Source organism: Paraburkholderia aspalathi, assembly GCF_905220735.1.
GTDB lineage: Bacteria > Pseudomonadota > Gammaproteobacteria > Burkholderiales > Burkholderiaceae > Paraburkholderia > Paraburkholderia aspalathi.
Genome location: NZ_CAJNBA010000011.1, coordinates 119,499 through 144,823 on the forward strand (window position 1 = coordinate 119,499; position 25,325 = coordinate 144,823).

The 25,325-nt window shown below is 59.9% G+C and carries 30 protein-coding genes; 1 reads left to right on the forward strand and 29 read right to left on the reverse strand.

The window, feature by feature from the left end:
• Positions 1 to 54: 54 nt before the first annotated feature.
• Genes mobF through KHO30_RS35570 form a run of 5 tightly spaced genes read right to left on the reverse strand, consistent with a single transcriptional unit; the run spans position 55 to position 6,784 of the window.
• Positions 55 to 3,579 carry a MobF family relaxase gene (gene mobF / locus KHO30_RS35550; protein WP_244864216.1) on the reverse strand — a complete coding sequence of 1,175 codons (3,525 nt, stop codon included), beginning with the start codon at positions 3,577 to 3,579 and terminating at the stop codon, positions 55 to 57.
• The gene (locus tag KHO30_RS35555) at positions 3,576 to 4,055 is read right to left on the reverse strand and encodes a hypothetical protein (RefSeq protein ID WP_211703681.1); all 480 of its coding nucleotides are present in this window, start codon (positions 4,053 to 4,055) and stop codon (positions 3,576 to 3,578) included. The genes mobF and KHO30_RS35555 overlap by 4 nt, the downstream gene beginning before the upstream one ends.
• Complete coding sequence (locus KHO30_RS35560; RefSeq protein ID WP_211703682.1) at positions 4,052 to 6,070, reverse strand: type IV secretion system DNA-binding domain-containing protein; 2,019 nt, start codon at positions 6,068 to 6,070, stop codon at positions 4,052 to 4,054. Before KHO30_RS35560 ends, KHO30_RS35555 begins: the two co-directional genes overlap by 4 nt.
• A complete protein-coding gene (locus tag KHO30_RS35565) occupies positions 6,067 to 6,417 on the reverse strand; it encodes a hypothetical protein (protein WP_211703683.1) in 351 nt (116 codons plus the stop codon). The genes KHO30_RS35560 and KHO30_RS35565 overlap by 4 nt, the downstream gene beginning before the upstream one ends.
• The gene (locus KHO30_RS35570) at positions 6,401 to 6,784 is read right to left on the reverse strand and encodes a hypothetical protein (protein WP_211703684.1); all 384 of its coding nucleotides are present in this window, start codon (positions 6,782 to 6,784) and stop codon (positions 6,401 to 6,403) included. Before KHO30_RS35570 ends, KHO30_RS35565 begins: the two co-directional genes overlap by 17 nt.
• Before the next feature lie 382 nt (positions 6,785 to 7,166).
• Between KHO30_RS35570 and KHO30_RS35575 the strand changes: the two genes are divergently transcribed.
• Positions 7,167 to 7,496: a hypothetical protein gene (locus KHO30_RS35575; protein WP_211703685.1), complete on the forward strand. Its 330-nt coding sequence runs from the start codon at positions 7,167 to 7,169 to the stop codon at positions 7,494 to 7,496.
• 791 nt (positions 7,497 to 8,287) lie between these two features.
• Here the strand turns inward: KHO30_RS35575 and KHO30_RS35580 are convergent.
• The 24 genes from KHO30_RS35580 to KHO30_RS35695 form a co-directional block, all read right to left on the reverse strand.
• Positions 8,288 to 8,530, reverse strand: a complete 243-nt coding sequence (locus tag KHO30_RS35580) for a hypothetical protein (protein ID WP_211703686.1) — start codon at positions 8,528 to 8,530, stop codon at positions 8,288 to 8,290.
• A 71-nt stretch (positions 8,531 to 8,601) separates the two neighbouring features.
• Positions 8,602 to 9,291 (reverse strand): hypothetical protein, encoded by a 690-nt coding sequence (locus KHO30_RS35585; RefSeq protein ID WP_211703687.1) that lies wholly within the window; start codon positions 9,289 to 9,291, stop codon positions 8,602 to 8,604.
• An 11-nt stretch (positions 9,292 to 9,302) separates the two neighbouring features.
• A complete protein-coding gene (locus tag KHO30_RS35590) occupies positions 9,303 to 9,503 on the reverse strand; it encodes a hypothetical protein (RefSeq protein ID WP_211703688.1) in 201 nt (66 codons plus the stop codon).
• Positions 9,504 to 9,561: 58 nt separating this feature from the next.
• On the reverse strand, positions 9,562 to 9,750 hold the full coding sequence (locus tag KHO30_RS35595; protein ID WP_211703689.1) for a hypothetical protein: 189 nt from the start codon (positions 9,748 to 9,750) through the stop codon (positions 9,562 to 9,564).
• A 1,249-nt stretch (positions 9,751 to 10,999) separates the two neighbouring features.
• Positions 11,000 to 11,512, reverse strand: a complete 513-nt coding sequence (locus KHO30_RS35600) for a hypothetical protein (protein WP_211703690.1) — start codon at positions 11,510 to 11,512, stop codon at positions 11,000 to 11,002.
• A 7-nt stretch (positions 11,513 to 11,519) separates the two neighbouring features.
• A complete protein-coding gene (locus KHO30_RS35605) occupies positions 11,520 to 11,690 on the reverse strand; it encodes a hypothetical protein (RefSeq protein WP_211703691.1) in 171 nt (56 codons plus the stop codon).
• A 62-nt stretch (positions 11,691 to 11,752) separates the two neighbouring features.
• Complete coding sequence (locus tag KHO30_RS35610) at positions 11,753 to 12,259, reverse strand: hypothetical protein (RefSeq protein ID WP_211703692.1); 507 nt, start codon at positions 12,257 to 12,259, stop codon at positions 11,753 to 11,755.
• Between the two features lie 12 nt (positions 12,260 to 12,271).
• The gene (locus KHO30_RS35615; RefSeq protein WP_211703693.1) at positions 12,272 to 12,499 is read right to left on the reverse strand and encodes a DUF3717 domain-containing protein; all 228 of its coding nucleotides are present in this window, start codon (positions 12,497 to 12,499) and stop codon (positions 12,272 to 12,274) included.
• A gap of 34 nt (positions 12,500 to 12,533) precedes the next feature.
• A complete protein-coding gene (locus KHO30_RS35620; protein WP_211703694.1) occupies positions 12,534 to 12,785 on the reverse strand; it encodes a protease-associated domain-containing protein in 252 nt (83 codons plus the stop codon).
• Between the two features lie 17 nt (positions 12,786 to 12,802).
• Positions 12,803 to 13,267: a hypothetical protein gene (locus KHO30_RS35625; protein WP_211703695.1), complete on the reverse strand. Its 465-nt coding sequence runs from the start codon at positions 13,265 to 13,267 to the stop codon at positions 12,803 to 12,805.
• 12 nt (positions 13,268 to 13,279) lie between these two features.
• A complete protein-coding gene (locus KHO30_RS35630; protein ID WP_211703696.1) occupies positions 13,280 to 13,480 on the reverse strand; it encodes a hypothetical protein in 201 nt (66 codons plus the stop codon).
• Between the two features lie 703 nt (positions 13,481 to 14,183).
• Positions 14,184 to 14,621, reverse strand: a complete 438-nt coding sequence (locus tag KHO30_RS35635) for a hypothetical protein (RefSeq protein WP_211703697.1) — start codon at positions 14,619 to 14,621, stop codon at positions 14,184 to 14,186.
• A 14-nt stretch (positions 14,622 to 14,635) separates the two neighbouring features.
• Positions 14,636 to 15,226 (reverse strand): phospholipase D-like domain-containing protein, encoded by a 591-nt coding sequence (locus KHO30_RS35640; protein WP_211703698.1) that lies wholly within the window; start codon positions 15,224 to 15,226, stop codon positions 14,636 to 14,638.
• 275 nt (positions 15,227 to 15,501) lie between these two features.
• Positions 15,502 to 15,927: a hypothetical protein gene (locus KHO30_RS35645; RefSeq protein ID WP_211703699.1), complete on the reverse strand. Its 426-nt coding sequence runs from the start codon at positions 15,925 to 15,927 to the stop codon at positions 15,502 to 15,504.
• Between the two features lie 11 nt (positions 15,928 to 15,938).
• Positions 15,939 to 17,537, reverse strand: coding sequence for a DUF5710 domain-containing protein (locus tag KHO30_RS35650; RefSeq protein WP_211703700.1), 1,599 nt, complete (start codon positions 17,535 to 17,537; stop codon positions 15,939 to 15,941).
• Between the two features lie 20 nt (positions 17,538 to 17,557).
• A complete protein-coding gene (locus KHO30_RS35655) occupies positions 17,558 to 17,818 on the reverse strand; it encodes a hypothetical protein (RefSeq protein ID WP_211703701.1) in 261 nt (86 codons plus the stop codon).
• Positions 17,819 to 18,443: 625 nt separating this feature from the next.
• The gene (locus KHO30_RS35660) at positions 18,444 to 18,875 is read right to left on the reverse strand and encodes a hypothetical protein (protein ID WP_211703702.1); all 432 of its coding nucleotides are present in this window, start codon (positions 18,873 to 18,875) and stop codon (positions 18,444 to 18,446) included.
• Positions 18,876 to 18,884: 9 nt separating this feature from the next.
• Positions 18,885 to 19,205, reverse strand: coding sequence for a hypothetical protein (locus tag KHO30_RS35665; protein WP_211703703.1), 321 nt, complete (start codon positions 19,203 to 19,205; stop codon positions 18,885 to 18,887).
• A 359-nt stretch (positions 19,206 to 19,564) separates the two neighbouring features.
• Positions 19,565 to 21,877, reverse strand: coding sequence for a ParB/RepB/Spo0J family partition protein (locus KHO30_RS35670; RefSeq protein ID WP_211703704.1), 2,313 nt, complete (start codon positions 21,875 to 21,877; stop codon positions 19,565 to 19,567).
• Between the two features lie 572 nt (positions 21,878 to 22,449).
• Positions 22,450 to 22,644: a hypothetical protein gene (locus KHO30_RS35675; RefSeq protein ID WP_211703705.1), complete on the reverse strand. Its 195-nt coding sequence runs from the start codon at positions 22,642 to 22,644 to the stop codon at positions 22,450 to 22,452.
• A gap of 41 nt (positions 22,645 to 22,685) precedes the next feature.
• Positions 22,686 to 23,159 carry a hypothetical protein gene (locus KHO30_RS35680; RefSeq protein ID WP_211703706.1) on the reverse strand — a complete coding sequence of 158 codons (474 nt, stop codon included), beginning with the start codon at positions 23,157 to 23,159 and terminating at the stop codon, positions 22,686 to 22,688.
• A gap of 51 nt (positions 23,160 to 23,210) precedes the next feature.
• Entirely contained in the window at positions 23,211 to 23,522 is a 312-nt protein-coding gene (bamE, locus tag KHO30_RS35685) for an outer membrane protein assembly factor BamE domain-containing protein (protein WP_244864217.1), read from the reverse strand.
• Positions 23,523 to 23,664: 142 nt separating this feature from the next.
• A complete protein-coding gene (locus KHO30_RS35690; RefSeq protein ID WP_211703708.1) occupies positions 23,665 to 23,943 on the reverse strand; it encodes a hypothetical protein in 279 nt (92 codons plus the stop codon).
• Between the two features lie 545 nt (positions 23,944 to 24,488).
• Complete coding sequence (locus KHO30_RS35695; protein ID WP_211703709.1) at positions 24,489 to 25,133, reverse strand: DNA methyltransferase; 645 nt, start codon at positions 25,131 to 25,133, stop codon at positions 24,489 to 24,491.
• Between the last annotated feature and the right edge of the window lie 192 nt (positions 25,134 to 25,325).

A 25,325-nucleotide genomic window follows, 5' to 3' on the forward strand; every position in this document is an offset into this window, starting at 1 on the left:
TGCAAAAAAGCGGGCCGTTTTTCTTTAGGGGGTCGTCCAAGGTGCACAGAAGGATCAAAGCTCCAGGATCTGCCCCTTGTCCTTGACCTTTTCCGCCGGCGGTTGCTGCACGCCCGAACGACCCGTACCCTGCTGGTGACCCGGATCGCGGCCCTGGTTGAGGTCTTGCTGGTTCGTTCGAGCCTTGTTGCGTTCCGGCTGTTTTTCCATCTCTATCGCGGTTGTCTTCTCGACCTCCGCCCCGGCGTTCCTCTTGAGCGTCGCGAGGTCCGAAGTGACGATTTCGGTGTTGTCCTTGGCTCGTGACGCGGCAACGTACGCAGCCTGTTTGTTAAAAACTATTGCGCCAGTGCTGCTGACCGCGATGATTTCTCGATCGTTCGTCGCGCCCTGCTCCTTGTACGAGGTGTGTGCATATGCGTGGTCGATAAACCGCAGCTCGTGGTTCGTCAGATATGACTCGGCCCGATCTGCATCCGGCCGGATCTTGGCTCCCTTCTCATTGTGAGTCCATCTGATTTTCGCTCCGTTGGCATCGATTTCGGTAATCACGCCAGCCGTGCCGTTTGCAATCCGCTTCCGGTCCTGATCTTTCAGCCGGATGATCGCGCGGGTTTCTATGCGATCGCCAGCCGCGTATTCTCGGTCCTCAAGCTTCGCCGGTGAAAAGTAGTCCTGCCGCTGGGGATTAATCTCGATCCTCTTGCCCTGGGCGTTCACTGCGATGACTCGGTTTGCGTTCAAGTCGTACCCGACGACAGAAATGACGTCGCCTTTCTCGACACCGATTTCGCGGTACGTCTTGCGATAGATCAGCGTATCGACCAACTTTCCCCGAAGCATCACCGCCTGCGTTTGCTCTGCCTCCGTCAGTTTGGGATCGTCCAGGTGGCGTTTCGGGAACGACTTGTCTGAGATGAGCCCTTCCTTTGCAAGCAGGCCATGGATCTCGGCGTTGATCGCCTTTCGGTCGTTGTTCGTGATGGCCACGACGCCAACCTTCGGGTTCTCGCGGCCTCGTGCCTTCAACTCAGTCATATTGGTCAGATAGCGTTCCGCGACCTCCCGGGCCAGATCGGCTTCGTCGACTTCGCGAGTATCCAGCCTTCCGATCGCAGTCGCATATTGGCCTGCCTTCATGTCCAGCAAAGCCTGCTTGGTTTGTTGGGTTGCCTTGTCGAAGCGGCGTGTTTCCTCCAGCACCGAGACTTTCATCCCGGAGTTTTGCGCCTGCTCGAACGCCCTGCCGGCGGCCACACTGCCATGCTGTTTGATGTCCCCCTGGAATACGACGCGCGCGCCGATCTCGCTCGCAAGGTTCGATATTTTCTCAGTATCAAATGCACCAGTCAGGGAAGATTCGTCCATGACGATCAGGGTCTTTCGGCCTTCAGCATTGCCAAACCGCTTGAGGTTCGCCAGCTCGGCCTGTTTCGTCTCGTACTCATGTCTTAGCTCACTGCCTGGGCCGTCCTTCTCCAGATAGAGGGTATTCCGCGCCGCAACAGCTTCAACAGTGCCGACCTGTTCGAATGTCGTAAACCGCCGTCCCAGCGATTGCGCGACCTCGACCCCGGTGCCCAATGCCCCGGCGCGAACACGCTGGCCGAACGTAGCTGCGTTCTCGCGAGCTTCCACTGCCGCGTCACGGTTTCGATTCGCGACATCTGTCAGCATCGTGCCGATCGCATTGCGGAAATCATCCGGCGATCGGAATACCTCGCCTCGCTGATGATCGAAGGTGTAACGATGCTGGCCGTATTCTATGTCCGCGCCGGCGACGTCTAGGCGACGCGATTCAATCCTCGAAGCGGAGGTTTCACGGATCTTGGTATCCGCATTGATCGCCGCGCGCAGCTCCTCGAGCCGCAGCTCGGTCGCCTTGATGCGGTTCTCCTGGGTGGCGAAGTAACCTGCGACCGTGTCACTCTTGATGCCACTCGCGGCTTCCAGCTCCTTCGCCGCCGCTGCTGACGTCGCCACGCCGATCACTTCCCAGCCCTTGGCGGTCGCTACGTCGTTCACCATGGCAAGTGCCGCGGTCTTGCCCGTACCCGCCTCGCCCTGGATGCCTTGGTAGGTGTCCGGGTGCATCAGGACGTTATAGGCCGCTCGGACCTGCTCACGCGAAAGCTTGAACGTGTCACCGGTCTCCAGTTCCATTTTTGCTTCGAACGCTTTGACCGCTGCCACGAACTCTGCACGATCCGTGAGAACCCCGTTCCCCTTCGCCATGCCAGCGCGGATGTTCTCCGCAAGGCGCATTTCGCTGTCAATTGCCTTGTGGGTGGTGTACATGAGCGCACCATCTTCGTCAGTGCCGCGCTCGACAATCAGATGATTTTTGACGTGCTGTTCGACCGCCCAATCAACAGCATCGATACCGCCGCGGCTGAATTTCACGGCGGTCTCTTCCAACTCGGCCAGGCTGAATGACTGCTCGCGCTCCGTCAGATGCTGAATAGCCCACGAAACCGCACGCACAGCGGCCTTACGCGCGTTCTCTTCGGGTTCACGAGCACGTGCCGTACGCGTACTGGCCGCAGTCGACCCCGGCTGCTGCACCTGTTCCGTTGTGGCTGCTTGCCCCCGGTCGTGCGCCTGCTGGTGAGCCGAATACCCGGACCGCTCCCTCGCTGCATTCACAACATTCTCGACCTTTAAACCGGCCTGCTGGGCGGTCTCCTGCCAGATCGCCTGAAGCACGTCGCGGGGAAGCTCCTGCTTCGCCGATCGACTATCCAGCGCAGCTGCCTGGCGCGCATCGAAACTCGCTTCGCCCGGTTCAATACCACGCTTGACCAGCGCGTCCTTGATCTGAGCCTTCCGGCTCGCATAGGTCTCTATATGCTCGGCCGTAAAACCCTTGATCTCGAAGTCGACACCGTTCTTTGCATATTCCAGCTCATATCCGGCCCGCTTCAGACCTTCAGCCAATTCGGCCTTATAGATGACGTCAGCCTTCGCCCGCAGCTTGAGCATCTGATCATTTGTGAGGCTGCGCCACTTCTTGCCGCTCTCGTCGTAGACCGCTGAAACGATAACGTTGTGGCTGTGGATCTGCGGTTCGTTTTCACGGTTCGTCTCGTGCAAAACAGTCGCATACAGCAGATTGCCTGCCTGAACCGGCTTGTTGCGCCCATTCTCGTCCTTGACCCGGATGACAGCCGCGTGCTTTTCCAGCCATTCCATTGCACGGCCATTGGCCCGCAGGTGGGCCTCCACAACGCGATCATCCTTTCCTACCAATCCGGCTATCGAGACGCTTTTCGAGGGCGATATCGTGAAGTCCATACCGGCCCGGCGATCGTCGCCCTTGCTGTTTTCCGCCAGATTCTGGATCTCACCGGTCTCCGGATTGACCAGCTTGCCGCCAAGGAAATTGACGAAGTCCTCGCGCTCGACGTCCTTTCCCTGGATTCCAAGAATCTCTGCGCCACGCCCCTGCCAATGCGCAGACGCCTTCTCATTGACGTAGTAGTTGTCGGCTTTCTGGCTCGCGTCCTTCGTGAAGGATTTGTCGTGATACCGGGCCGCGTTGCCTACGCCCGACCCGGCAATATGCGTCATCGAAATCATTGCGCGTCTCCGTAATCCGCAAAGAAGGCCTGTGCAGTGAAACTGGACTCTCCGGGATGAAGGGAAATCGGGATACGAACCTGCTCGCTGGTCAGACTGCTACCGTGCGCATATTCGGTGGGACCGAGCACCAACGTGCGCACAGTCCGTGTTCCCGATTTGAGGAAAATTCGCAGACTCGGATACGCGCTCGTCGGAGCGCTACTGCGCAACTTGATGCCGACCAACACACTGCCGCCTTCGTGCGAAATAACGGTCAATTCACCCACGGTTACCCGGGCGATGCTGGCACTCTCATCGACAAATTTGATTTCCTTGATCGAACCAAGGTCGGAGTCGACAAGCATGGGCTGGCCCGCGCTGCTGGGCGACAGCCAGTCTGAGCTGACCGCCCTTACCTGCTGGAAAAATACGGTAAACACCGCAACGGCGAGCCCGCCGATGATGAACAGCCATTTGTAGAAAAGCGATTTCATTGGAATAGCCCCTCGTCGTCCGCTGTCGATGTCTCGCTCTGCTTGCCTGCACTCTTGCCCGGCTTAGCGGTAGCACCGCCAACCTTCTCCAATTCCCCCGTCTCGGGGTCTTTGACGATCCATATTCCCTCGCTTTCTATCGCCTGCTTGGCCGCCTCAACTCGAGCTGCCTCCGCCTTCTCCCGCTCAGTCTCTGCGCGCACGCTCGCGAGGGCATCCTGCCCTTCCGCGCGAATAACCTTGAACCGCGGATCACGCGGTGGCGTGTCCTGAATCGGTTTGAACCGGGCCAGCCGCGGCCACGGGCGATACCACTTTGGCAACCAATGCCGGTAGTTGACGAACGTGGCTGGATAGTCGCCCGGGAGCCGGATATATGCCGTGCAGTTCTTCATCTGGCCGATCTTCGACGGCATGACGAGCCACTTTTCCTGCTCGCCCTGATTCAAATTGCCACCATCGCGCCAGTCACTCACAGCAAGAGCCTGACCATTAGACACGACCGCCATATCCCTGCGGCCGAGGCGTTCAGCCATGCGCTTGGCCATGTTCGGTTCGTTCGCCCGAAGCATCACGACCGTGTTAAAGCAGTTCAGCACCGTCTCGCCCCGATCCTGCCCCATCGACGTCACCAGCTGCTTGTCGCTCTGGATACCCGCTGACACGCAAACACCGTATTTCCGGAGTTCTGCCTGCACCTCATCAAGCTTGATGTCACCCAGCTTTGCCACCTCGTCGAGGAAGTACCAATACTTGTCCTCATGTACGATTTCCTGCTTCGCCGCGATCAGGCCGAATGACACCGTAAGCAACAGGCGATAGAGCGGCGTGAACATCGCTTGCGTGTCATCTGTGCTGAGAATGAAAAAACGTGCGTCGTCTTCGCGGTTGATGAAATCGCGAATTGACCAGGTGCCTTCCTGTACGGCGGAAATGCCGTCGAGGTAAATGGCGATTGAGCTGATGACCCCCTGACGTTGGCCCTTAGAATCGCCCCCGACAGCAGAACTCGCAACGGACTTGCGAATCAGCAACTCCATTTCGTCGTCAGGCATGTCTAAAAATGCATCGGCAATCAGGCGAGTGTGCTTCGCACCACGTTGAGCGAGCCGCAGCAGAATGACGGAAAACAGTGCGCGTGCCGCATCTTCAAAAAATGCGTTCGCCCCGTGAACGACGCCGGCCTTCGGCGGCAAGAATGCCTGCGCCAGCGTGTTCGCATCGTATGCGTAAACCAACTCCGAAAAGATCGACCACGGCACAGACCCAAGCAGCGCCGGATTGAAAAAGTAGTCTTTTCCGGGCCGATAGTAGGCGCGGAAGTATTCTCCGCTTGGGTCATAAATGATGGCCTTCCGCTTCCGGGCGAATGCCTGCTGCATCAGGTCATGCTGACCAAGCGACTTCCCGGTGCCCTGCGCGCCCTGGAAGAGAATACCTTGCATCGGCGCCGAGCTTGGCAACAGGACGTCCAGGACGCTGTAGTCGCCAGGCTCCTCCCGCTTGACCTCTGCTGAAAGCTCTTTTGGCGTGACCAGATCCTTGGCACCGTCGAGCCGCTTGTTCTCCCGAGCCTTCCTGCCCAATGTACTGAGCGAGCGCCAGACGAGGATATACCCAAGAATGGCGAGCGCGATGGCGGACCAGACAACATACTCAAATATCGTCACGGGCCTCGACAATGCCACGGTCACAGTACGGAATTGCGACGGCGTGAGCATCTGAACCTCGTCGCCGTCTGCCTTAACGACAGTGAGCACCTTCATCTCTCCAGCCTCGTCGCGCATTTTCCATTTTCGCGGGGTCATCGGATCGACCATGTGCGAAACGAGATTCTCTTTTACGAGGTCAACGTCCTTGGGCGAAAGGTAGCTGAGCCACAGGACAAATGGAATAATCAACCCGGGTAATGCGCCGGCCCATAGAGCCATTGAAATCGCATGAGTCGTCAACTTGATGCGCGTCAGAAACAACGCACGACCCGCTCCAGCGTCCGAAATGATCTTTTCGCTCATGCGCCCTCCCCGACGATCTGCGACCCCATCTGCCTTTCCTCAAGTAACCGGTATTCCGCAAGTTCGGCTGGAAGCAGATCCAAAAGTGAATCGGACCTCGCGCCAAAACTGTCACGCCAGCTGCGATCGGGCATCCGGACGAAATCGCACATTCGCGTCGCACCCGACTCCTCGACGAACAGGAGGTCGCACGCTTCTGCAACCGCCGCTCCAACCCGTGTGTATTCGTAGTGCATGACTACCGTTTTGCCATCCAGCGACGAGTAGACGGCGCAGTTCGTCGCGTACTCTCCGGCCAGAAGTTGCTCACGGTGGTTGATCGACTGGATCTCAATTGGTAGAAACATTCGCACCCCCTTGATCGAAAGTGCCTTTGTCATAGGTCGAGCTGATGTTGTGCCCGAGCTTGACCGCCTCCTTGATGTGATTGCGCATTTGCGCCTTGATCGCATCGTCGAGTGTCGGGCCTAAGCCGACCGGTAGGGCCGCAGAAACGACTGCGCTCGCGGCAAGGACATTCGACTTGGTGACGAGATCTATCAGGGCTTCGATCCGATCCATCAGCGCGTCATTTCGGCGGTCAAATTGCGCCAGCCCGTCGAGGACGAACATGTGCGCAAGCGCGGATTTGGTCATTCCTTTGGAGCGAGCAAGCGCCGTCAATTGCTCGTTATTGTCCTCGTCTAGGCGAACGCCGACGACTCTTTCACGCATAGAACCCCCGATGCAAATTTGAATGTTTTCGTTCGAAGCGTTAACAAACGTTAACGCCGTACTACTAACTGATTCTATTAGCTTTTTTCCTTGAATCTGCTTGGTCTGTTGTCTTTCGTTTTTTGTTAATCGCTAACGCAAATTATAGCGTTAAATCATGCTCTTGCGATGGTTTTGACGCATGCACGTTACGTGCGTAATGTGTGTGCTCTTAGGAGGGGCGGTTTTGACTTTTTCTAGTACCTCGGAATCCTGGGAAAAGGCTCGCCCCACCCGCGTCGTGAAATTCCGGGAATTGATTTTCCCGCGTGAAAAAGCCATGATGCTTGGGCGCACGCTAACCGGAATTTCACGACTCCAACCTCACTATAGAGAAACCTAAATGACCAAGCAAAGTGAAGAAATGAAGAAGCCCCGAGGCCGCCGACCGGCAGTGTCTATTGGTGAGAAAATCGCCGAGGCGGAAAGGCTCCTGGCACAGTTGAAGGAACAGGCAAGACACGAAGAGAAGGCGAACCTCGAAAAGAACCGGAAGGCGATTTCCGATCTGTTCAAGTCCGAGCGTCTCGACACGATTGACGTAGAGGAATGGCGCAAGGTAGTGCCGCAGGTGAAAGCGCTTGTCGGCCTGGCCGTGCCGAGCGAGAGCGAGCAGCCGGCCGCCGACAAAGGCGCGCAGGTTCGGGAGAAACCGGTCGCGCAGGCCGCGTAGCAGTTTCCACAAATCCACGGCACCGAACGGACGGCCGCGATTCCCATGAATCGCAAGAGCCGGACGCCGCGAGAGTTGTCCACAACGTAGTTTGTTGTGGGCAACTCGGTGGAGCGGGGGGCGGTGGAGCTTGTGGTAAGTGTGCCGATTCAGGACCGTTAGCCCCGGGTAGACCGACGACCGCGCCCGGTCGCATGGCGAGTGGCTTCAGCCACGACCCTCGCGACCGGGCGCGGTTTCCATTCGTAGATGCCCAAAGCGCAGGCGACCACGGAGCCGGCGCGAACGCGCGATAGAGCTTCATTCCGGGCTGGCACAGCCGGAATCTGGATTGTGCTTTTGAGACGGTTGCTACCTATCGTTTAACTCCGGAAGATAACGGAAGATCACCGCCGGGGTTCGGTCGGGTCTGGTAGGCGAAGGAGCGCGAAGCGCTCCAGAGCGTGGCCACGCGAGCGTCGAGCATTGCAAGGCAATGCGATGCGATGCGCAGCGGATACTCGTGCGGTAGATCTGGCGAGCGGCGCGCAAGCGCCGGAAGGCAGATCGGACGAACCTATTGTGAGCAAGTCATTGCTCACAATCACGAGTGCTGAGCCCGGCGCGGGTGGGGTGGCTTTGAAGCGCAGCGGAGAAGGCACCCCACCCGCGCCGATTCGCGCAAAGACCTCATTTGGTCAACGTCGCGCCCGGATGATCCCGCGACGTGGCCGCATAAATCCTATTCTGTCCAGCAGGCTGCGCATCTGCGCTTTTTTCGCATGCGCAATTTTCCCGCGACAGCGTGTCCCCTAGAAAGTGATCGAACTGGCCGCTTGATCTGCGAGACGGTCAGTAAGGCGGTCGTTCTGCCCCACTTCAAAAGCTGATTTCAACATCGGCTCGCGTCTGATGAAGTCTGTTGCTCGGTCACCGCGATGCACGCTCTCATAGGCAAGCGCCTGGGCGTCTAGCAGGTGTTCATCGCCAAGCGCGCAGCGGAACCGGGCAAGTTCGGTGCGAGCCAATAACTGAAGATCGAATGCGCTCAACATGCCAGTGCCTTGTGGGAAAGAAAGACGATAGCCGGGACCGCTCCGGTGCCGGTCCCGTCGATCAGATCTGGTTAGTGCTCGAAGCATCCGCACGGGCAGGTTTGCGCCGTGAGGCCGTGGGTGCAGTATCCGTGCGCTGCCATCTCCGCTTCGGCGGTCGCGAGTTCGTCCGGCGTAACGTAATCAAAGCGCTGGGCGATCACGGCGATGGCGGGGCGCATCTCGGGCGCGAATTCCAATAACATCGCCTCGACCGTGCCGCACAACAGTCGCACATAGTATTCATGCGAGAGGCCGCAGCGCCTAACGGCTTCGTCCGCCATTTTCGTAATCCGCGCGTGGGACCGGTGGAAGGTTTCCGCGTCGATTTCTGGCACCGTTGGGGCCACTGCCGCTATCGATGAGGCCGCGTCGCTTTCCGAATCTTGCCCAGCCTCGGCGCGCATCTGGTTCGCATCATCCTCGGCATTCTGGCGGTCTTCGGCGTACTCCGCGAGAAACTCCGTGTATTGCACCTGTACGTCTGCGCGCTCGGCGTAGCCGTCACTCCAGCGCTGGATCAACTCCGGAACGTCAGAAATCAGGTACGGCATCGTTGAGTCCGGATAGCAGGCAAATCCGAGTCGCTGCGCGCATGCCCCTGCTTCGTCGGCCAGCACTTTTACCGCGCCGGTCTGCGCGCCTTCGCTGGCGATTATGGCGATCCGAAAATGCGCCCACGTAGTGCGAGCCTCAAGCGCGAGTGTGAAAGTATCTTGCATGTCGCGGCTCCTTAAATTGCCAAGGGAGACCAAGTTCCCGGAGCATGGCGATACAGCGTCAAGCGCTTTTTCTCGCCGTTCACCATCGTTTCGAGACGAACTGCGCGCACGTCGTCCTCGGGGCGACGCCACGTGTGCATCACGTGAAACGTGGCGGAAATGTCGGCACCCGTGAAGTGGGCGGCAATGCGGCGAAGAAGCGTATTTTTCATGGTGATCGTGTCTCGCTGAATCCTGTTGTTACGCCTCATTTGCGAGGCGCGCTTGCGCTCAGAGGTGGGCGGTAGAGCGAATCATCTTGACGGTCTGAGGGAGCCGCATCGTGCGAGCGATGCCCGTGCGACGCACGACGCGCTGTGCGTGGCCTTCGTCGCGCACTGGCCGGAAGATCCACCGTCCCGTCATGTATTCAATGCGGACCGCGAGACCACTTTTCGGCGCACTGCGGTGCTTATTCATGCGCGCTGCGTTGCTGTCCTGCCGGGGCCAATCGCGCAACATACGGGCGTAACGAGTGGTATTCAGAACCCTGCCGCGAGTGGTGCGGCAGCGGATATGCCGTTTTTCCGTCAAGAGCATCTGCTTCTCCAGTTTGGTTTTTAGGCTGACCGGAACCCTAGATTCGAGTCCCGGCGTGGGTTTTGTTTTTGCCGAGCCGGCGGCTGCTACCGTGCTGCCGCCGTTCCCCTGAGTTCGTTGTCCCGGCGACAAAGGAGCCCGTAGACGCGGCTGTGCAAGGGCGTGCCCGGAGGCCGCACGCGGAGCGGAGCCGAAGGCGAGCACCGAACGGGTGAGGACACGGCGAAGCGAACCCTTGCGCGGACGTGGCGGAGGGCTACTGTCGCGAAAAGGGCAACGAACTCAGGGGAATGGCGCTGGTGGCCTGGTCATACGAGAGGCAAAGAATGCCGCGCGGCGAGCGCCCTCATGCGAACGCAGTTCGCATCATTTCAGGGGGTTGGATGTCCAGAAGGGACGCACGTCCCTTTTTGGTCGGCGTCAGCCGAAAGGCAAGCGCTGAAAGCCCGAAGGGGCGAGACCCGCAAGGGGCTCGATGCGCAGCTCGCAACGCGAGCGAAGCACGCCATAGCGGTTTCCGGGCCTCGCCCGGAAATGCCCCTCGCCTCTTGCCCTTTGCTTTTGCTATTGACCAATATGCCGCCGGCGGCACGCTTGCGGTGGCCAGCGATCGAAACGCGGAATCCACGAGATTCAAGAGGCAACGGCTAGCAGCTCACTGCGGACAATGATCGGATAAACGCACCCGGTTGTTGCGGCCGCGGGCCGCAAAAGACTTGTCTTCTCGGGCGGTCGATCTGACGATCGCACTTAGGACGGAAATGACGTTGATGCGGCGGCGGCTATCGAGAGTCTCGATGTGCGCGATTGCGCGAAATGCAGATGCCGCGGAATGGCTGCGAAGCTGCCAATTGTCACTGGACCCGCTGCGGCAGATGACGACGTGGGAATGTAACCGCGTCGTCCCGCGTCAGCGGGAGGCGTTCCGTTCCTGCCGCTTGCGGCACTGTTGGGTGGCCAGCGCCGGGGCGAAGCCCCTAGAGCGTACCTTCTCTGACTCCGGAGCGGGGAGTTTGCACGTAGCGTGACAGGCACTACCCTGGCGCGCTACGTGCCCCGGTCCGGCTGGATGCGACGGCCTCTGAATTTACGGCCGACAAGAAAAAAGGCCCGCATGGGGCCTGGTCTCTTAAACTTCGGTTCCGCCTATCCAGACAGTGCCAAGATAGGCGTCAGCCCCTCCCCTTTGCGCGACCGTCCGCACAATCTCCGCGCGGTCGATCAGGGCAAACAGCGCCTCGTGTGTCCAAGGATCTCGCGGCGCAATTTCAGCTAAGACTGTGCCGCTCAAATCTTTGAGCAAAAAGGCTGCCTGCTCGCTTCCGGTCAGCAAGTCGCGTTCTCCTGCTCTTGCCGCCTGGGCGATCAGCTTGATGCCGGAGAGGCTGACGTGGACGAGAGCCGTCAACGCTACCGGGTCAGTCGCGTCGTCGGTGTCACCCCACGCTTTGATGGTTCCGACAGCAGAGCATGCAACGCATGCCCCGCCATTCTCGTCGCGCAGGCTCTGCACACTGTCCGCCCGGTACGACGACGTACAGCGGTCGCAGCGGTAGAGGTCTGAAAGCGCTACGCCTGCAAGCGGCTTGCCGGTGAGCGAGTCGTGCAGCTGCTCCGGGTCGAGTATCGAATTGAATCGCATAATTTCCTCAGTAACCGAGCCAGTCGAGTACGTCCCTACCTTCATATTCCGGGCGATCGCCCGCTTCCGCAAGAAATCCCTCCCAGCCTCCCTCGCAATCGTGCTTGTCGATCTCCGCCTTAGCTTCCGCGCGGGTCACGATTTCCTCGCACGCATCCTCGTAACACAGTCCACTCATGATTTTTTCCCCACTGGCGAAAAATGAAACGTGCGATCGGCTGCGCTAACAGCACTGGAAAATTACCGTTCAGCCAGCCTGCGACGAACGAAACGTCCGAACCGCCGCGTTAGAGTCAACTGCACAAACACCTCGTCGTTCACCCAGCCTGCGGCGAATCCTCGCCACCAGTTTGCCCAACGGCCCCACTTGCTGTATGTGCAGCCCCAGTTATCTGCGGCCTCTTCGCCCATGCAAACGCTCCGACAGGCCGCTTCAGTCGCCTTCATCAGTTTCCACGACAGCATTTCGCCACCCGCATTCAGCGAGCTATAGCCGTCATCGGCGTCGAACTCAACGCCGCTCGCGCAGTGGTTGCTTGTCGGCGCGTCGTGCTCGTAAGCTTGGGACTCTGTGGGGCACATACGGCTCTCGCTCTTTACGCTCATACGGTTGATGACGCGGCCAAGGGTACGCATACGTTCCCCGGTATCCGCTGCAAGGTAGTGGGTCAGCGCGAGAGTATACGGGCGACCCGCTCGGTCGATATCCTCGATGGTCTCGTGTTCCAATGTGCAGGCGATTTGCATTTCTGGTCTCACTCAGGCTGCAGGATAGGCGAATGCTGCAGCGAATGCAGCGGCTTGAACGGGCGTGAGCGAGGCCGCGTCGACGTCGCTCCAGCGCTTGAAAATCATCAGCCCGTAAATGTCAGCAAGCGTGCGAGCTTCGGCACAAAGCTTCGGTGCCTCGTCGCCCTCGGGGGACGGCTTCCGGTTACGCCAAATATTGATTGCCGATTCGATTTCATCGATGGTGATGCGCGGCATGATCTGTTCTCCGGGGATAGTGTGATGTGTAGACTTACGCGGCGATCCACGTGAGGGGCTCACCTGAGCGGACGTCGAACCCGATCGGCCCAGAGTTGTCTTCGTGGCTGTAGACAATGGCGCGGGCCTTCGCTCCTGCCGACTCCAGAAACGACAGGATTGCGCGGCGGTTGCACTTCCCGCGATACGGTGTGGTGTGGATACCGTCCGGCACTTCGGCGGTGATAATCACGTCGTTGCTCTGGATCAAAAGATCGAGGGACATTGCGCGTGCGAGGATATTCATTTCGGTGCCCCTGTCCGTTAGACGTCTGTGAGATGCCAGTCAGATTCCCGTTTCTCTGCTGCGGAAATGGCTTCTTCGAGGGTCGGCAGGGCGTCGCCGTAGCTGGGTTCACAGTCCCCGCCCTGATACGACACTTCGAGTCCGGGACAAAAGCCTTTCGTCCTCTTGACGACGCTTGCGCGGGTTTCGCGCAGACCGTCCAAGTCGCTGCTCCACGTGCCGATCCAGACCGTTGCGCCTCGCGCGTGGTCTTCGGCCGCGACGTCCCAAGCGTTGTTCCATTCGGCGGTAAGCACCGGTACATCCGCAAGCAAGTGCGGAAGTTCCGCGTCGGCGTGGAAAGCCGCGATACCGCTGTCCATTGCGCTGATTTGCGCCTCTGTTAGGTAGTCGCCTGCGGCGTCAAAATTCCCGGCGATCAGGGCAATCCGGTGAAGCGCCCACTGTGTGCGGGCTTCGAGGGCATGAGAAAGAAAGCACATTTCGACCTCTCCTTAAAGGGGCATCAGGGACCAGGAGCCGGGGGCGTGACGGTAGAGCGTCACCCGTTTCTTTTCGCCATCAACCAGCGTTTCGAGTCGCACGGCGCGCACGTCATCCTCGGGACGTGTCCAGCGGTACATAACTTGGATATCTGCATTGATCGCGCAGCCCAGGAAGTGAACTGCGACACGGCGGAGGAGATTCGTTTTCATATGCGTTCCATGCGGTTAGGGTTTCAGGCTGACCGGGACCCAAGATTCCGAGTCCCTTCGTAGGGGTTGTTTTTGCCTGATCGGCAGCTGCTACCGTGCTGCCGCCAGTCCCCTTAGTTCGTCGTCCCGCGACTAAAGGAGCCCGTAGCCGTGGCCGTGCAAGGGCGTGCCCGGAGGCCGCACGCGGAGCGGAGCCGAAGGCGAGCACCGAACGGGTGAGGACACGGCGAAGCGAACCCTTGTTCGGACATGGCGGAGGGCTACGGTCGCGAAACAGGACGACGAACTCAGGGGGCTGGCTACGGTCGCCGGATTCCGCGCGAGGGCGAAAACGCCGCGCGGCAAGCGCCTTCATGCGAACGCTGTTCGCATCATTTCAGGGGGTTGGATGTCCAGAAGGGACGCATGTCCCTTTTGGTCGGCGTCAGCCGAAAGGCAAGCGCTGAAAGCCCGAAGGGGCGAGACCCGTAAGGGGCTCGATGCGTAGCTCGCAACGCGAGCGAAGCACGCCATAGCGGTTTCCGGGCCTCGCCCGGAAATGCCCCTCGTCTCTTCCTCTTTACCGTTGTCGCTGTTGCTGTTGCCCATGCGGCTGCTGGTGGTGGCCATGATGGAGACGCAGCAAAACGCACAGCCGAAAAAAAGGCGCGAACAGACCATCGATCTGCATGCGCCCTGGAATACCCGGCAAGTCGTCAGTGCTTCATACGTCGGCCAGCTGCTCCACGCAATCCGCTGCCGGCGGACGTCGATGTTTCGACGAACCCTTGCGGACCCCCATCGGAAAGCCCTGCAGGTGATCGTTGGCCTCTCGGAGGATAGGCTGCAGCTCGGTCCAGACATCGGCGCCGGCGTCGACCCCACGTCGATGCTCTACGAGGATGGCCTTCATGATCTGCGCCAGAATGTTCAGATGGCTGCGGGTCAGCGGGTCGAGCCGGGAGCGGCCACTGGCAAGCAACAGCCGCCACTCGTCCACGCGGACTGCGAGCGTATTCCATTGGGTCGCCCGTATCGGTAAACCGTTCAGCAGGCGGGCTGATAGCACCTGCGAAAGGATGACGGCCGCGTTCAGTGCCGGAGGCAGCTCGACCTGCTGCAAAGGACGCTGGGGCGTCGGATCGTTCCAGTTAGAGCCCATGACTTTGTCTCCGCTCAGATCGGCCGACACGTGGCAAGGCGGGACTGGAAGTGCTGCTCGAATTCCGCCGCCCCTGCCGTATCGTTCCACTCGATCACGGCGTCCTCACTGTTCGAAAATGTGCCGTCTTTGGTGTAGTTGATACTGCCCGTCTGAATGCTGCGGCCATCGAGCACCATATCCTTGTCGTGCATGATCTTGTACTGGTCGGTCGCGCAAACTGTCGCGCCGGATCTGGCGAGGTACGAAAGGCCCCGCTGAATGTATCCGTCGCGGTCATTCGCAATGTTCTCGTTATAGTCGACGACGACGGCCACGACGACGCCGTTACGAGCCTTCTGCGCGAGCGCTTCGAGTAGCGGCCGATATGTCAGAACGTAAGCCAGCATATGAATCGACTGGTGCGCGGAATACACCCCGAACATCACCAGCGGCATACCGATGCCGTCCGGCGAAAATGCGTGCCAGTTCTCACGCGTTGAGGGTGCTGTAGCCGTATGCGTTTGCACTGCCTCCTGAACCTCCGAAGTCCAGCTGGGCGACGCTATCGCGCTTCGACACGCGAGTGTGGCAATGACGGAAATCAGGGCGATGCGTGCTCTCATGATTGTTGGAGTCCTGTGGTTATGCAGCACGGCACGGCTGCGATGCTGGGGTGATACGCGTGGCGACGTCCCGATCGCGTTCCGCTGCGCGCTGCTTACGCGCGCGATGTGCGTCGCGTTCGGTGTCGATGTACATGCGGTTCTCAATTCGCGATCGCTCGCACGCTTCATCGATGACGTTGGATAGCTCGTTATCGGACAAATCTGCGAACGCTTGAATCGATATGCGTAGTGCCTTGGTCATGACGCCTCGTCCGGATGTCTGCAAGTGAGCGCTACTCGAAGTCCGATGGCCGGGGAAGGCCCGGCAGGATCGTGGTGTTACTGCGCTGCGGGTTCGTTAGCACATAGACGTTGTGATTCGCGCGCAGAGCGAAGCGGGAAACTACGGCGCCGCCTTGTTCGATCGCGATCAGGTTGCGTGCCTGTTCGTCTAGAGTCATTTCAGACCAGTCGCCGGTCGCGTGACGCAAGGCAAATTCGATCTCAGAGCGGCCAACGCTGGCCAACTGCGCGCGGACAAGCTCGCCGGCGGCCAGCTCGCCCGTCGCGAATAGCGGCTTCAGCTCGACGGCGCGAATAATCTGGCCCGTAGACCCGACCACGTAACACTGAGCCTCGGGCGTGCTCATCGCGGTCAGGGAACGGGCTTCGTCTCGCTGTTCAGACGAAAGCTCATGGAAATAGCGCAGTGTGGGCATGATTGCCTCCATCAGAGCCGCACGTTGAGTGCAGGCAGATCAAACGGCAGGACGCTCGCGACGAAAGCCGCAACGCGCTCGCGGCCCTCCGCGTTCGCCAGGTCGTTAAAGTCGGTGGGGCTTCCGGCAACGGATTCGAAAGACGGCAGCAAAGCGGTGCCATGAAGTGCGTTCGCAGCCTCGCGCGATGATTCGAGGCCCTTGTTCCGCTGCACCAGGCGGACACCGTTGTCGTCTCCGTTTGCGACGATATGCGCCGTAACAGACCGCACGACGCCCTGAGCCGTCTCCAGCTCGAGCTTGTACTTGCCCCTCGGCGACTGGTGCCAAACTCCATCGGCGTGGTAGCCGGCGAGGCTTACCTCACGCTGCAGCGAATCGTTCCCGGCAATCACCTTGACGATTTCGGCAGGTGCAAGACCACGCGGCATGACAGGCTCGATTTTCGCGAGCGCTCTCTCGAGAAAGAACTGATCGTTATCCCCGCAGACGATCTTAGGCTGGGCCTTTGGAAGCCGCGGCCTCAGCGCTTTAGCCACCTCGACAAGATTGCCAGCGTCAAAGCAGACAACCACGGGCAGGCCTGTCGATTCGAAGAGGCTGGCACCGGTCGCATAGCCCTCGACCAAAAGCACGGCTGGGCACGCGCAAAGTGCTGCGACGCTGTCCGCCCCGATGAGGTGGAAAGTGCCTTTCTTGCGTGCGCCGCTTGCGAAGAGCTTCAGACCATCCGCCCTGTCGGAGATCGCCTGCACTGTCCGGAGCTTCCCGTCGATGTCGCGCGCGGGAATCACGAGGAAGGATTCCTTGCTGCTGCGAAACGATTCGAGATTCAGCAGTGCGGCAATGTCATGTTGACCGTTTCGAGCAACACGCACGCCGTATGCGCCTACCTTCTTGCGGACGCAATAGCCGTGGTGCGATGCGTCCGGTTGCGGGAGGCTGGCCAGAATTCTTTCGGTCTTCTCGGCGATCGCGGCCTGTTCGCGGTCGACCTCGCGTTCACGCGCGATGACGCGTTCGCGCTCCCGTGCGTTCAGCACCGCTCTTTGCTCGGGACTGAGACGAACGCCGTCGTAATGCCATGAACCCTCCCTGCCGAGAAAGTTGCGGATGTAGCCCTTCGGGACCGGACTTAGGCTTAGGATATATGCGCCCTTCTTCTGGCCCTTCGCGCCTTTGAGTAGGACGTTGTGCCACTTTCCATCGGCAACCGGCGTCTCACGTTGCAGGCCGTAGTCTTCCATCGCGTCCGCGAACGACGCGAGTACCTCCGCCTCGTTCAACCCGACCGCCTGTAACGCGGGGCCTTCCAGGAGCCACTTCGAGAACGGCGATCGGTCAGCCGATGCGGGGATCCAGCACACCCGTTGCTCTCTGTCCCACTCTGCACCAAGCGCTCGGGCCTTCGGAAGATCAGCGGTCGGCACGGCCAGAAAGAGACGCTGCCCGGGTTCCATCAGCTTTGCGCGCTGGGCGACAGAAAGCTGCGATGCTGTGCCCCTTACCGCATCGCGGGGCGCGACGCGTGAATGGCGAGCGGATGAGAGCGTTTGGGCGAGTGCACGGTCTTCTGCGGCGGAGTTTCGTTTGCTCATGGTGGCGTACATATCAGGTCCGGTCTGTTGGGTTATTCGGCAAGCCACTTGCGAAAATCCGCGAGCTTGGCGCGTCGACCTTCAGCAACACCCTTCTGGTACGCGCGGCGATAGATACTCAGCGCCTGCTTGATCGAGCCGATATCGGCATCGCGGGCAAGCGTAAAGAGCAGAGTTTGGGTTTCAGCGCCTGCATCGTCGTGGACTTCAGTGCGAAACTCGGTCCGGACAATGAATTCCGGGCCACCGTGTTCAACGATGACTTCTGCTTTGCCGGATGCCTGCTGATCCATCACCACCTCCTATTTTTTGGGCTGACCGGGCCCCTAGATTTGGAGTCCCGGCGTATCGTGTTTTGCCGAGATAGCGGCCCCTCTCGAAGCTGCCGCCGTTCCCCTGAGTTCCTCGTCCCGCGACAAATGGAGACATGCTTGAGCAGCGGTCAAGGACTCAAGCGCGGGGTTGGTGCGGGCAGTCGCGTAGCGGCAACACGGCCCTGCGCGCCTTGACCGGTGTGATGGCGTGGCTAGGGTCGCGGTGGTGGACGAGAAATCAGGGGACGGGGTTTCGGCAGGGAGATCCGCCGAGGCAAATCGCCACGCGGCGAGCGCATTTTCGCGCAGCAGGCGCGACTCGAAAGCGCGTTCGAAAGAACGAAGAGCGCAGCGTAAAAAAAGCCCCGCGTGAGCGGGGCTAAGGTGCTGCTTCCGAGGCACAACTACGACAACACGGCAGCACAGCGCGTGAACGGTGAGACTTTTCGGGAGCGCAGCGAGCGATAGGCGAGGCGCTGACAGCCCCGACCGCAGGGAGAGGGGCGAGACTCCAGCGGAGGCTCGACGCCTAGCCCGCGCTGTTGGCGGGCGTAGCGCAACATAGCCGGTCTTTGCGTGGCAAAGACGCCCCGAAAAAGGCGTTTCATTCATGCTCTGATTCGTCAAGCATCACCGACCAGCGGGGCATAACCTTTTCAAACCTTGACGCAAACCTGTGCTCGACTGCGAGCCAGCATGCGAAATCCATCAGGCACACGGCGGACAACCCGAAATAACCGATCATCACGCGCTTGACGATGAACCAGTTACCTTGCGCGGCGGAGCATCCCTGCGGCGGCGTCAGACTGAGATGCGAAGCCAGGGCGGGACTACACAAGTGGACGGCAGTAACAACGAACGGCGCAGCGATCCAAATGAGCGCACCGGTTGACAACGCCACGAGCGACCAGGCGAACAGTTCGAGAATTGTCGATCGGACAAGTTGGCGCCCGACAATATTCAATACTGCTGCGGACTGCTCAGTCTGTGTCGGAAGGCGTCCGGCGAGGAAAACAAACACGATCGAACAGAGCATTGGGGGCAGTCAGGCAGTTGGCAAGAGCAAGCTATTGGAACGGGCTATAGCGGCACACGCATCAGCGCAAACCGGAATGCAAGGCAATTCCGGCTCGTTAGCATTCTCTGCATCGTCGAAGACGGCAACTTGTCGTCTTGCTTTGGCATCGACACGTGAATCTAGGTGGGCGGAAAGCGCCACAAGCCATCGTCGAATTTTGAGCAGAGCCATGAGATTGAGACGTGGGAGTTTTATGGGCGAAGTGCCGGTCAGACGCGCGCGCATCGCCGCTTTAGCGGCGAACGCAGCGCGCGTCGTTTCGGTTTTCAGCATTGAGAGGTTGGTCATCCTCGGTCTTTCTTTGTGTGGTTTTAGTTTCTTGTCTGTTCGGTCACGAACAGACATCTATATTTTAATCAGTTAATTCACTGACTACAATTTATATTTCACGATCGCTCGCGAACCGGGGGGAAGGGGATCCAAGGGGGAACCGGGTACGGGGTTCCCCCTTTTGGTCGGCGAAGCCGATGCCTTTTCCCGCCGCGGCTTTCCGACGGTGTGGAGCGCCGGCAGGCGCGCACCGGAGGAAAGCCGCGGCGCACTTCGGGCGGGGCACCTGGGGCGAATCCACGTTGTCACAGGCAAAAAAAACCCCGCTGCTAGGCGGGGCGTAAAGGGTCCGAAGACCCGTGGGGAGAGAACTGGTATTAGGCCGCTTGTCGTACGGACTTGAACGCTGCCGGGTTGGTCGGCGGGAACGGCCACGCTGCTGCTGGCGTAAGAGTTACGGGCGCGGTGCTGACCGAGCGCACGACGGGGGCCGGTGCCGGGTCAGTGGCGAGTGCATGCGGCTCGAAATCTGCTGCCTTGGGGAACGGCCACGGTGCGGAGTGGGCACTCGCTTCGCTCACCACTGCTTCGCCGGTTTCGGTGGTAGGGTTGTCAAGCTCTGCCGGGTGCGGTGCGTCACTGGCCGATGGCGCTCCCTCGTCGTATGCGTCGTCCTCTTCCTCATCATCGCGCGAGTAGTGCGCTACCTGATGGACTTCCGCAGCGGCCATGAATTCGGGCAACCAGTTTTTCCCAGCAAGCAGTTTTTCTGCTGCCTCTGCGGCGTCGCCCTTCTTCATCTTCGCGAGTCGCTTGCCTTCTTCTGGCGAGACCGCTTCGCTCACCACGGCGGCGATGCGATCCTTCGACACGTGGTTCAGATAGCTCTCGCGGGTCGGTTGCCAGTAGGCCGACAGGTTGAGGTCAAGCGCGCCTGCAATCGCGTTGATCGCGTTGGGACCGGCATCGCGACTCACACCGTTGATGCTCAGTGCAGTGCAGACCGACAATAGGTTCAAGAGCCGGTCTTGCGGTTGCTCTAAGAGCCACCCGAAAAGCTCGTTCGGGTTCGATGGCAGCATCTTGCGCCACGTCTGGACGTATTCACGCAGTCCGCTCGCGTGTTCGTTCCGTTCCAGTTCGGGGGCAGCCCGGCTCATGTCGTGAAACGCCTCTCTGCTGCTGACCTGCACAACACTCGCGCCGTGGAGGTAACCGGTGTATAGGAAATCAAGCACAAGCTTGTGCACGATGGTGGCGAGCGCAACGTTCGGGTTCATCGCGAGCGCCGACTGTACCGCTGCCGTGCGGTGAGCGGTCAGATTCAGAAGCAGCTTTTCCGAATGGACGCCCTTCGCCTTCTTCGTCAGGCTACGCGGAACCTCCGCGCCGCTCGCCTGCATCATGGTGAGTGCTTCCTCCCGATCTTCACGGCGAACTAGGCCGCGATGAACCGTGAGGCCGCCGCTGTGGTTGACGTAGACGATCGCGCCGCTGACCTGTCTCTGCGCGGACGTGAACTCGCCCTCGCGTTCCTCCATTTCGGCCAGTTCGCACGATAGCTTGTTGTCCTCGGCTTCGAGCGTTTCGACAGCCTCGTCGCTCAAGTGACCTTCCTCGCCTTCGTCGGCGTCGTAATGCGCTTGGAGCTTGTCGGTGACCTCGTCGTAACGCTTTTGGAGCGCTTCGAAGTGGGCCTGTTGCTCCGGCGTGAGGGGGGCCGGTTCGGCATACAGTTGCGTGAACTGGTTATGCTCGTCATGATCGAACTTCGGACGCGATTCGACCCATGCCCAGCCCTCGGCCCCGATGGTTGTGGCCTCGCTGGTCACCTTCTTCTCAAACACGCGCATCAGGACTTCACGGTTGAGAATGAACCCTTCGTTACCCTCCGAGAACAGATCGCGTTCCACGAGGCCGCCTGCGGCCTCATATGCCTCGACAGTAACGAAGCGCACCATGCCGTCGTTAAGCGAAAGCTTGTCGCCTTTGAGGCGAGCGCGAATCTCACGCGGATTACGCGCCCACTCGTTCTGCGCGCCGAACCAGACGGCCTCCTGCTTTTCGTGATCGTCGGTGAGTGCCAGCGCCTGAATCTGTTCAAGCTCCATTTCGTCATCAGCGAACAGGTCGAACAGCTTGGGCGACACGCTCGCCAGTTTCAGATGACCGGCCACGGTTTTCGGCGTGACCTTGAAGACCGCCGCGATGAATTCGGGACTGCGGCCCTCGTCTGTGAGAGCTTTGTAGGCGATGAACTGGTCAGCCGGATGCGGGGGTTTGCGCAGGTCATTCTCGGTGGCGCTGGCGAGGATTGCGTCCGCTTCCGAAATGGTCTTGCAAGGGACCAGATCATCGAGCGTGATGTCCCCGCGCTCGACGTTGACCAACAGACCAAGGCGTCGCGTCTCGCCAGCGGCCACGCCGTAGGTCTGTGCCTTCTTCGCGCGCTTCTTCATAGGATGGACGACGAGATTCTGAAGCAAACCGACCGCCCTGATGTTGTCCGCGAATTGCAAGATGGTCGCCTCGGTGCGCGGTTTCTGGCGCTGGTTGTACGGCGACGCGACCAGCAACCGGAGGGGAATCATCTCAACTCCCGACCCGGCGCTGAGCGCGTTCGGCAGTTCGACGGCGGGCGCGTTGTCCGTTGCGTTCACGTTGACATCTTGGGCGTTCACGGTTTCCATAGCGGTTCCTTTAAAAAAGTTGGGTGTTACCGGTTGAGTGGGACCGCCGGGCCCCAAGATTCTGAAGTCCCGACGTAAGTTGTTTTCCCGAGTCGACGGCTTCCTTCCGAAGCTGCCGCCGTTCCCCTGAGTTCATCGTCCCGCGACAAAAGGAGCGCGACGCGCGAGACGGTCAAGGAGTCAAGGGCGTGAGCTGGTGCGGGCAGTCGCGAAGCGACAACACGGTCACGCCCGCCTTGACCGGCAAGTGCAAGCAGCTACTGTCGCGAAGAGGACGGGAACACAGGGGACGGGGATTTCGGCAGGCAGGGATGTCGCGAGGGGAAACGCCCCGCGCGGCGAGCGCGCTAACTGAGCCGCTGAAGGCGGCGAAGCTGGGGGGGATGGCATGCGCCGGGGCAAGACCGCAGAGCGGCGCAGCCCCAAGAGCGGGCGTCTCTGGATCCCGGGGCGCGGAAGTTGGCGGCTTGCGTGCCTGGCGTTAGACAGGAACGCAAGGTGCCGCGCCCTGGCTGGATTCCGGCCGCCGGCGACTGCAGGCGCGTGAGCCTGCGTGTCCTTCGGTGGTTGGGTCAGTCGCCAGAATAAAGCTGCTCGGCGACCCTGTCGGCTTCAGGCCGCTTCGCCCAAAGGACGTCCATGCGTTCGAAGGCGACTGCTTGGGTCGATACGTTATCGACAACGATTCCGTCGCACAGGACGTTAAACGAAACGACCATCACGCCCAAGGCGTTAGGGGTTTGGATGCGCTGGCTATCAAGTATCAAGACTTGCTCCGGTTCAGTGAGTTTGAGGTCGATGGCGGTCCTCAAACAGCAACGTCAAAGTAAAACCCGCTTTGCCTTGCCTCTTCCCACGCGGCACACCAGAGGATACAAACCTCTTCGGGCAAGGATTCAAATGTCTCAGCGACGACGCCGATGTTCTGAAGCGTATCAAGCATTGCCATATTCGCGTCACAGAAGTCGTGTGAGTGACAAACAAGCGGGTCCGCCTGCCTCCGATTTCGCTCGACTACGGCCTCCCGCTCGGCACGGTCGAGCCAGTCGGCCAGAATGGCGGCGAAGCGTTTCGCGCAATACTCGACCACGTACCCGTAGGTCGCCTCACTGGTCGGTAACGACTCGTCGCCGATGGGCTTAAGTGCGCCGTCCGCTCCCACAATGCAGGGCATCCATCCCGCATCAGTTTCGACCGCGACCGGAACCCCGGGCGCTACAGCGCCCAGGACCGGTCCGTCTAGCGTCTTCGCAACGCCTTTCAATTCCGCTCGCTTCATCATTCTCCTTTCGAGTGAGACGGGCGCTGCATGCTCGCCCGCCCTGTTTTCCGATCATCCGAGCAGTCCCGCCTTCAACTCGTCCACCGAGTCAGAAAAAGTGAATTTCTTCACGCGGCCCGCGTCATCGAACAGGATTAGCAACTGCTTTTTGTAAACGTCTGCGCCGCGTGCGAAGGCAGAAACGATCGGCACGAAGTTGATAGCCTTGGGCGTCGCGCGGGCATACTCGTAGGACCACTGCTCGACGCCCATTTCGTTGAAGCTGACCTTGGACGGCGATCCGAGCTTGCTCTGAATCTCTGCCTTGGTTGTCTTCCCTTCGGTGATCTGCGCGTTGATGCTCTCCGCGCTCTGCTCCTTCATGGCGACATTGCCGACGCTAGTTGCGCAACCTGCGCAGAGCACTGCTACAGCGATAGCGAGAAAAAGTGATTTCATGGTGAAGCCTCCTGTGTGGTGGAAATGGTGAAGCGGCAAACCAACTACGAAGTCTGATGCGACGGCACTATCGAAGACGCTCCGTCACATCGCATATGCCCTCAATGAAACGGCCCCCAATCGAGCCACCGGAAATACGACTACCTTCTGCGGTGAAGCCTGCGTCCAAAGTTCCAAACAGCCCGCGATAGCACGAAATAACCTCGTCCAACGATTCGCAGGCGGGCGGATCGTAGTGACGCACGATGCGGAGGGTTCCGCATTCGGTCGTGCTGTACACCGTGATCTGGTGATAGGTGCCCGCTGCGATAGCTTTCGCGATGGAGCGTCCCTCCTTGACCATCATTGCCTCCTGTTTGCGGTTCAAAGCTGACCGGAACCCTAGATTCCGAGTCCCGGCGTAGAAAGTTGTTTCCGCTGAGTCGGCAGCCTCTCTCGTCGTTGCCGCCGTTCCCCTGAGTTCGTCGTCCCGCGATCAAAGGAGACGCGGACGTAGCTGGGTCAAGGGATCAAGCGCGGGGTGCTGGGGCGGGATGGAGCGACTAGTGACTGACACGGCCCCGCGCGCCTTGACGCAGCGCAGGACGCGGCTACGGTCGCGAGAAAAGGACGGCGAACGAGGGGGACGGGAATTCGGCACAGAGAGGTCTGCGACGAAGCGAAACGCCCCGCGCGGCGAGCGCGCTAACCGAGCTGCAGCAGGCAGCGAGGCTGGAGGGGATGGCATGCGCCGGGGCAAGTCCGCGGGACGCGGTGCGGCCCCAAGAGCGGGGATATATATGTCCCGGGGAGAGGGTCTCACCCCGGCTCGAGTGCTAGGCCCCGCCCGAACCGATGGTGCAGGATTCGAACGGAAAGCAGGGCCGCTCGCCAAGCGGCCCCGGCGGCATGCTATGCGGCCGCCTTTGGAGCAAGCGCGTCAAGCCGGCGAACGGCATTCGCGTGGTAGACCGGATCGATCTCGATCCCAACGTATCGGCGTCCGACCTGGTGCGCGGCGGCACATGTCGAGCCAGATCCGGCGAACGGGTCGAGCACAATATCCATCGGGCGGGAGAAACTCTCGATCAAGGGAGCGAGAGCGCCTACTGGCTTTTGAGTTGGGTGCAAGCGGTTGCCCGAATATTCCCATGGCATAACATCGGGCAACGGTTGCGCCGGCAGCGGAGGATTACCCTTGGCAAGTAGATACGCCGACTCATGCTGGTAACGTAGGTAACGGCTCTTCGATGCGTAGCCTTTGTTAAATACGATATGCCCGATGACGCGAAAGCCCGCCTTTCTCCAGGCGTCAAAAAACAAATCCACCTTGGTCCATCCGTAGAAACTGACGCAAGTCGTGTCGCGTCGCAACACTCGATGCATCTGCGCGAACGCGGGTACAAGCCAGTCATCGTTCTGGTCGTTTGCGATCGACCTACCGCTGCGATCTTGGTAGTTCACGAGGTACGGTGGGTCCGTGACGATTAAATCGACAGATCCATCTGGAATGGAGGGGAAAACGGAAAGGCAATCGCCCAAGATCAAACGGCCCATGGATGCGCTCCTGAGAGGTGTGGGAAAGTGAGCAGCACCGATCAACCACTGGGTTTCGGTACTGCTCGGCGCATCAGTGCGGTCGCCCCGAAGCCGGGGTCATGGGACGTGGAATAAACGGCCGTGGTACACGGCCGCTTTATGCCGCGAAAGCCCTTGAAGGCATGGGCAGTGCTGCGAGAATTCTTGCGC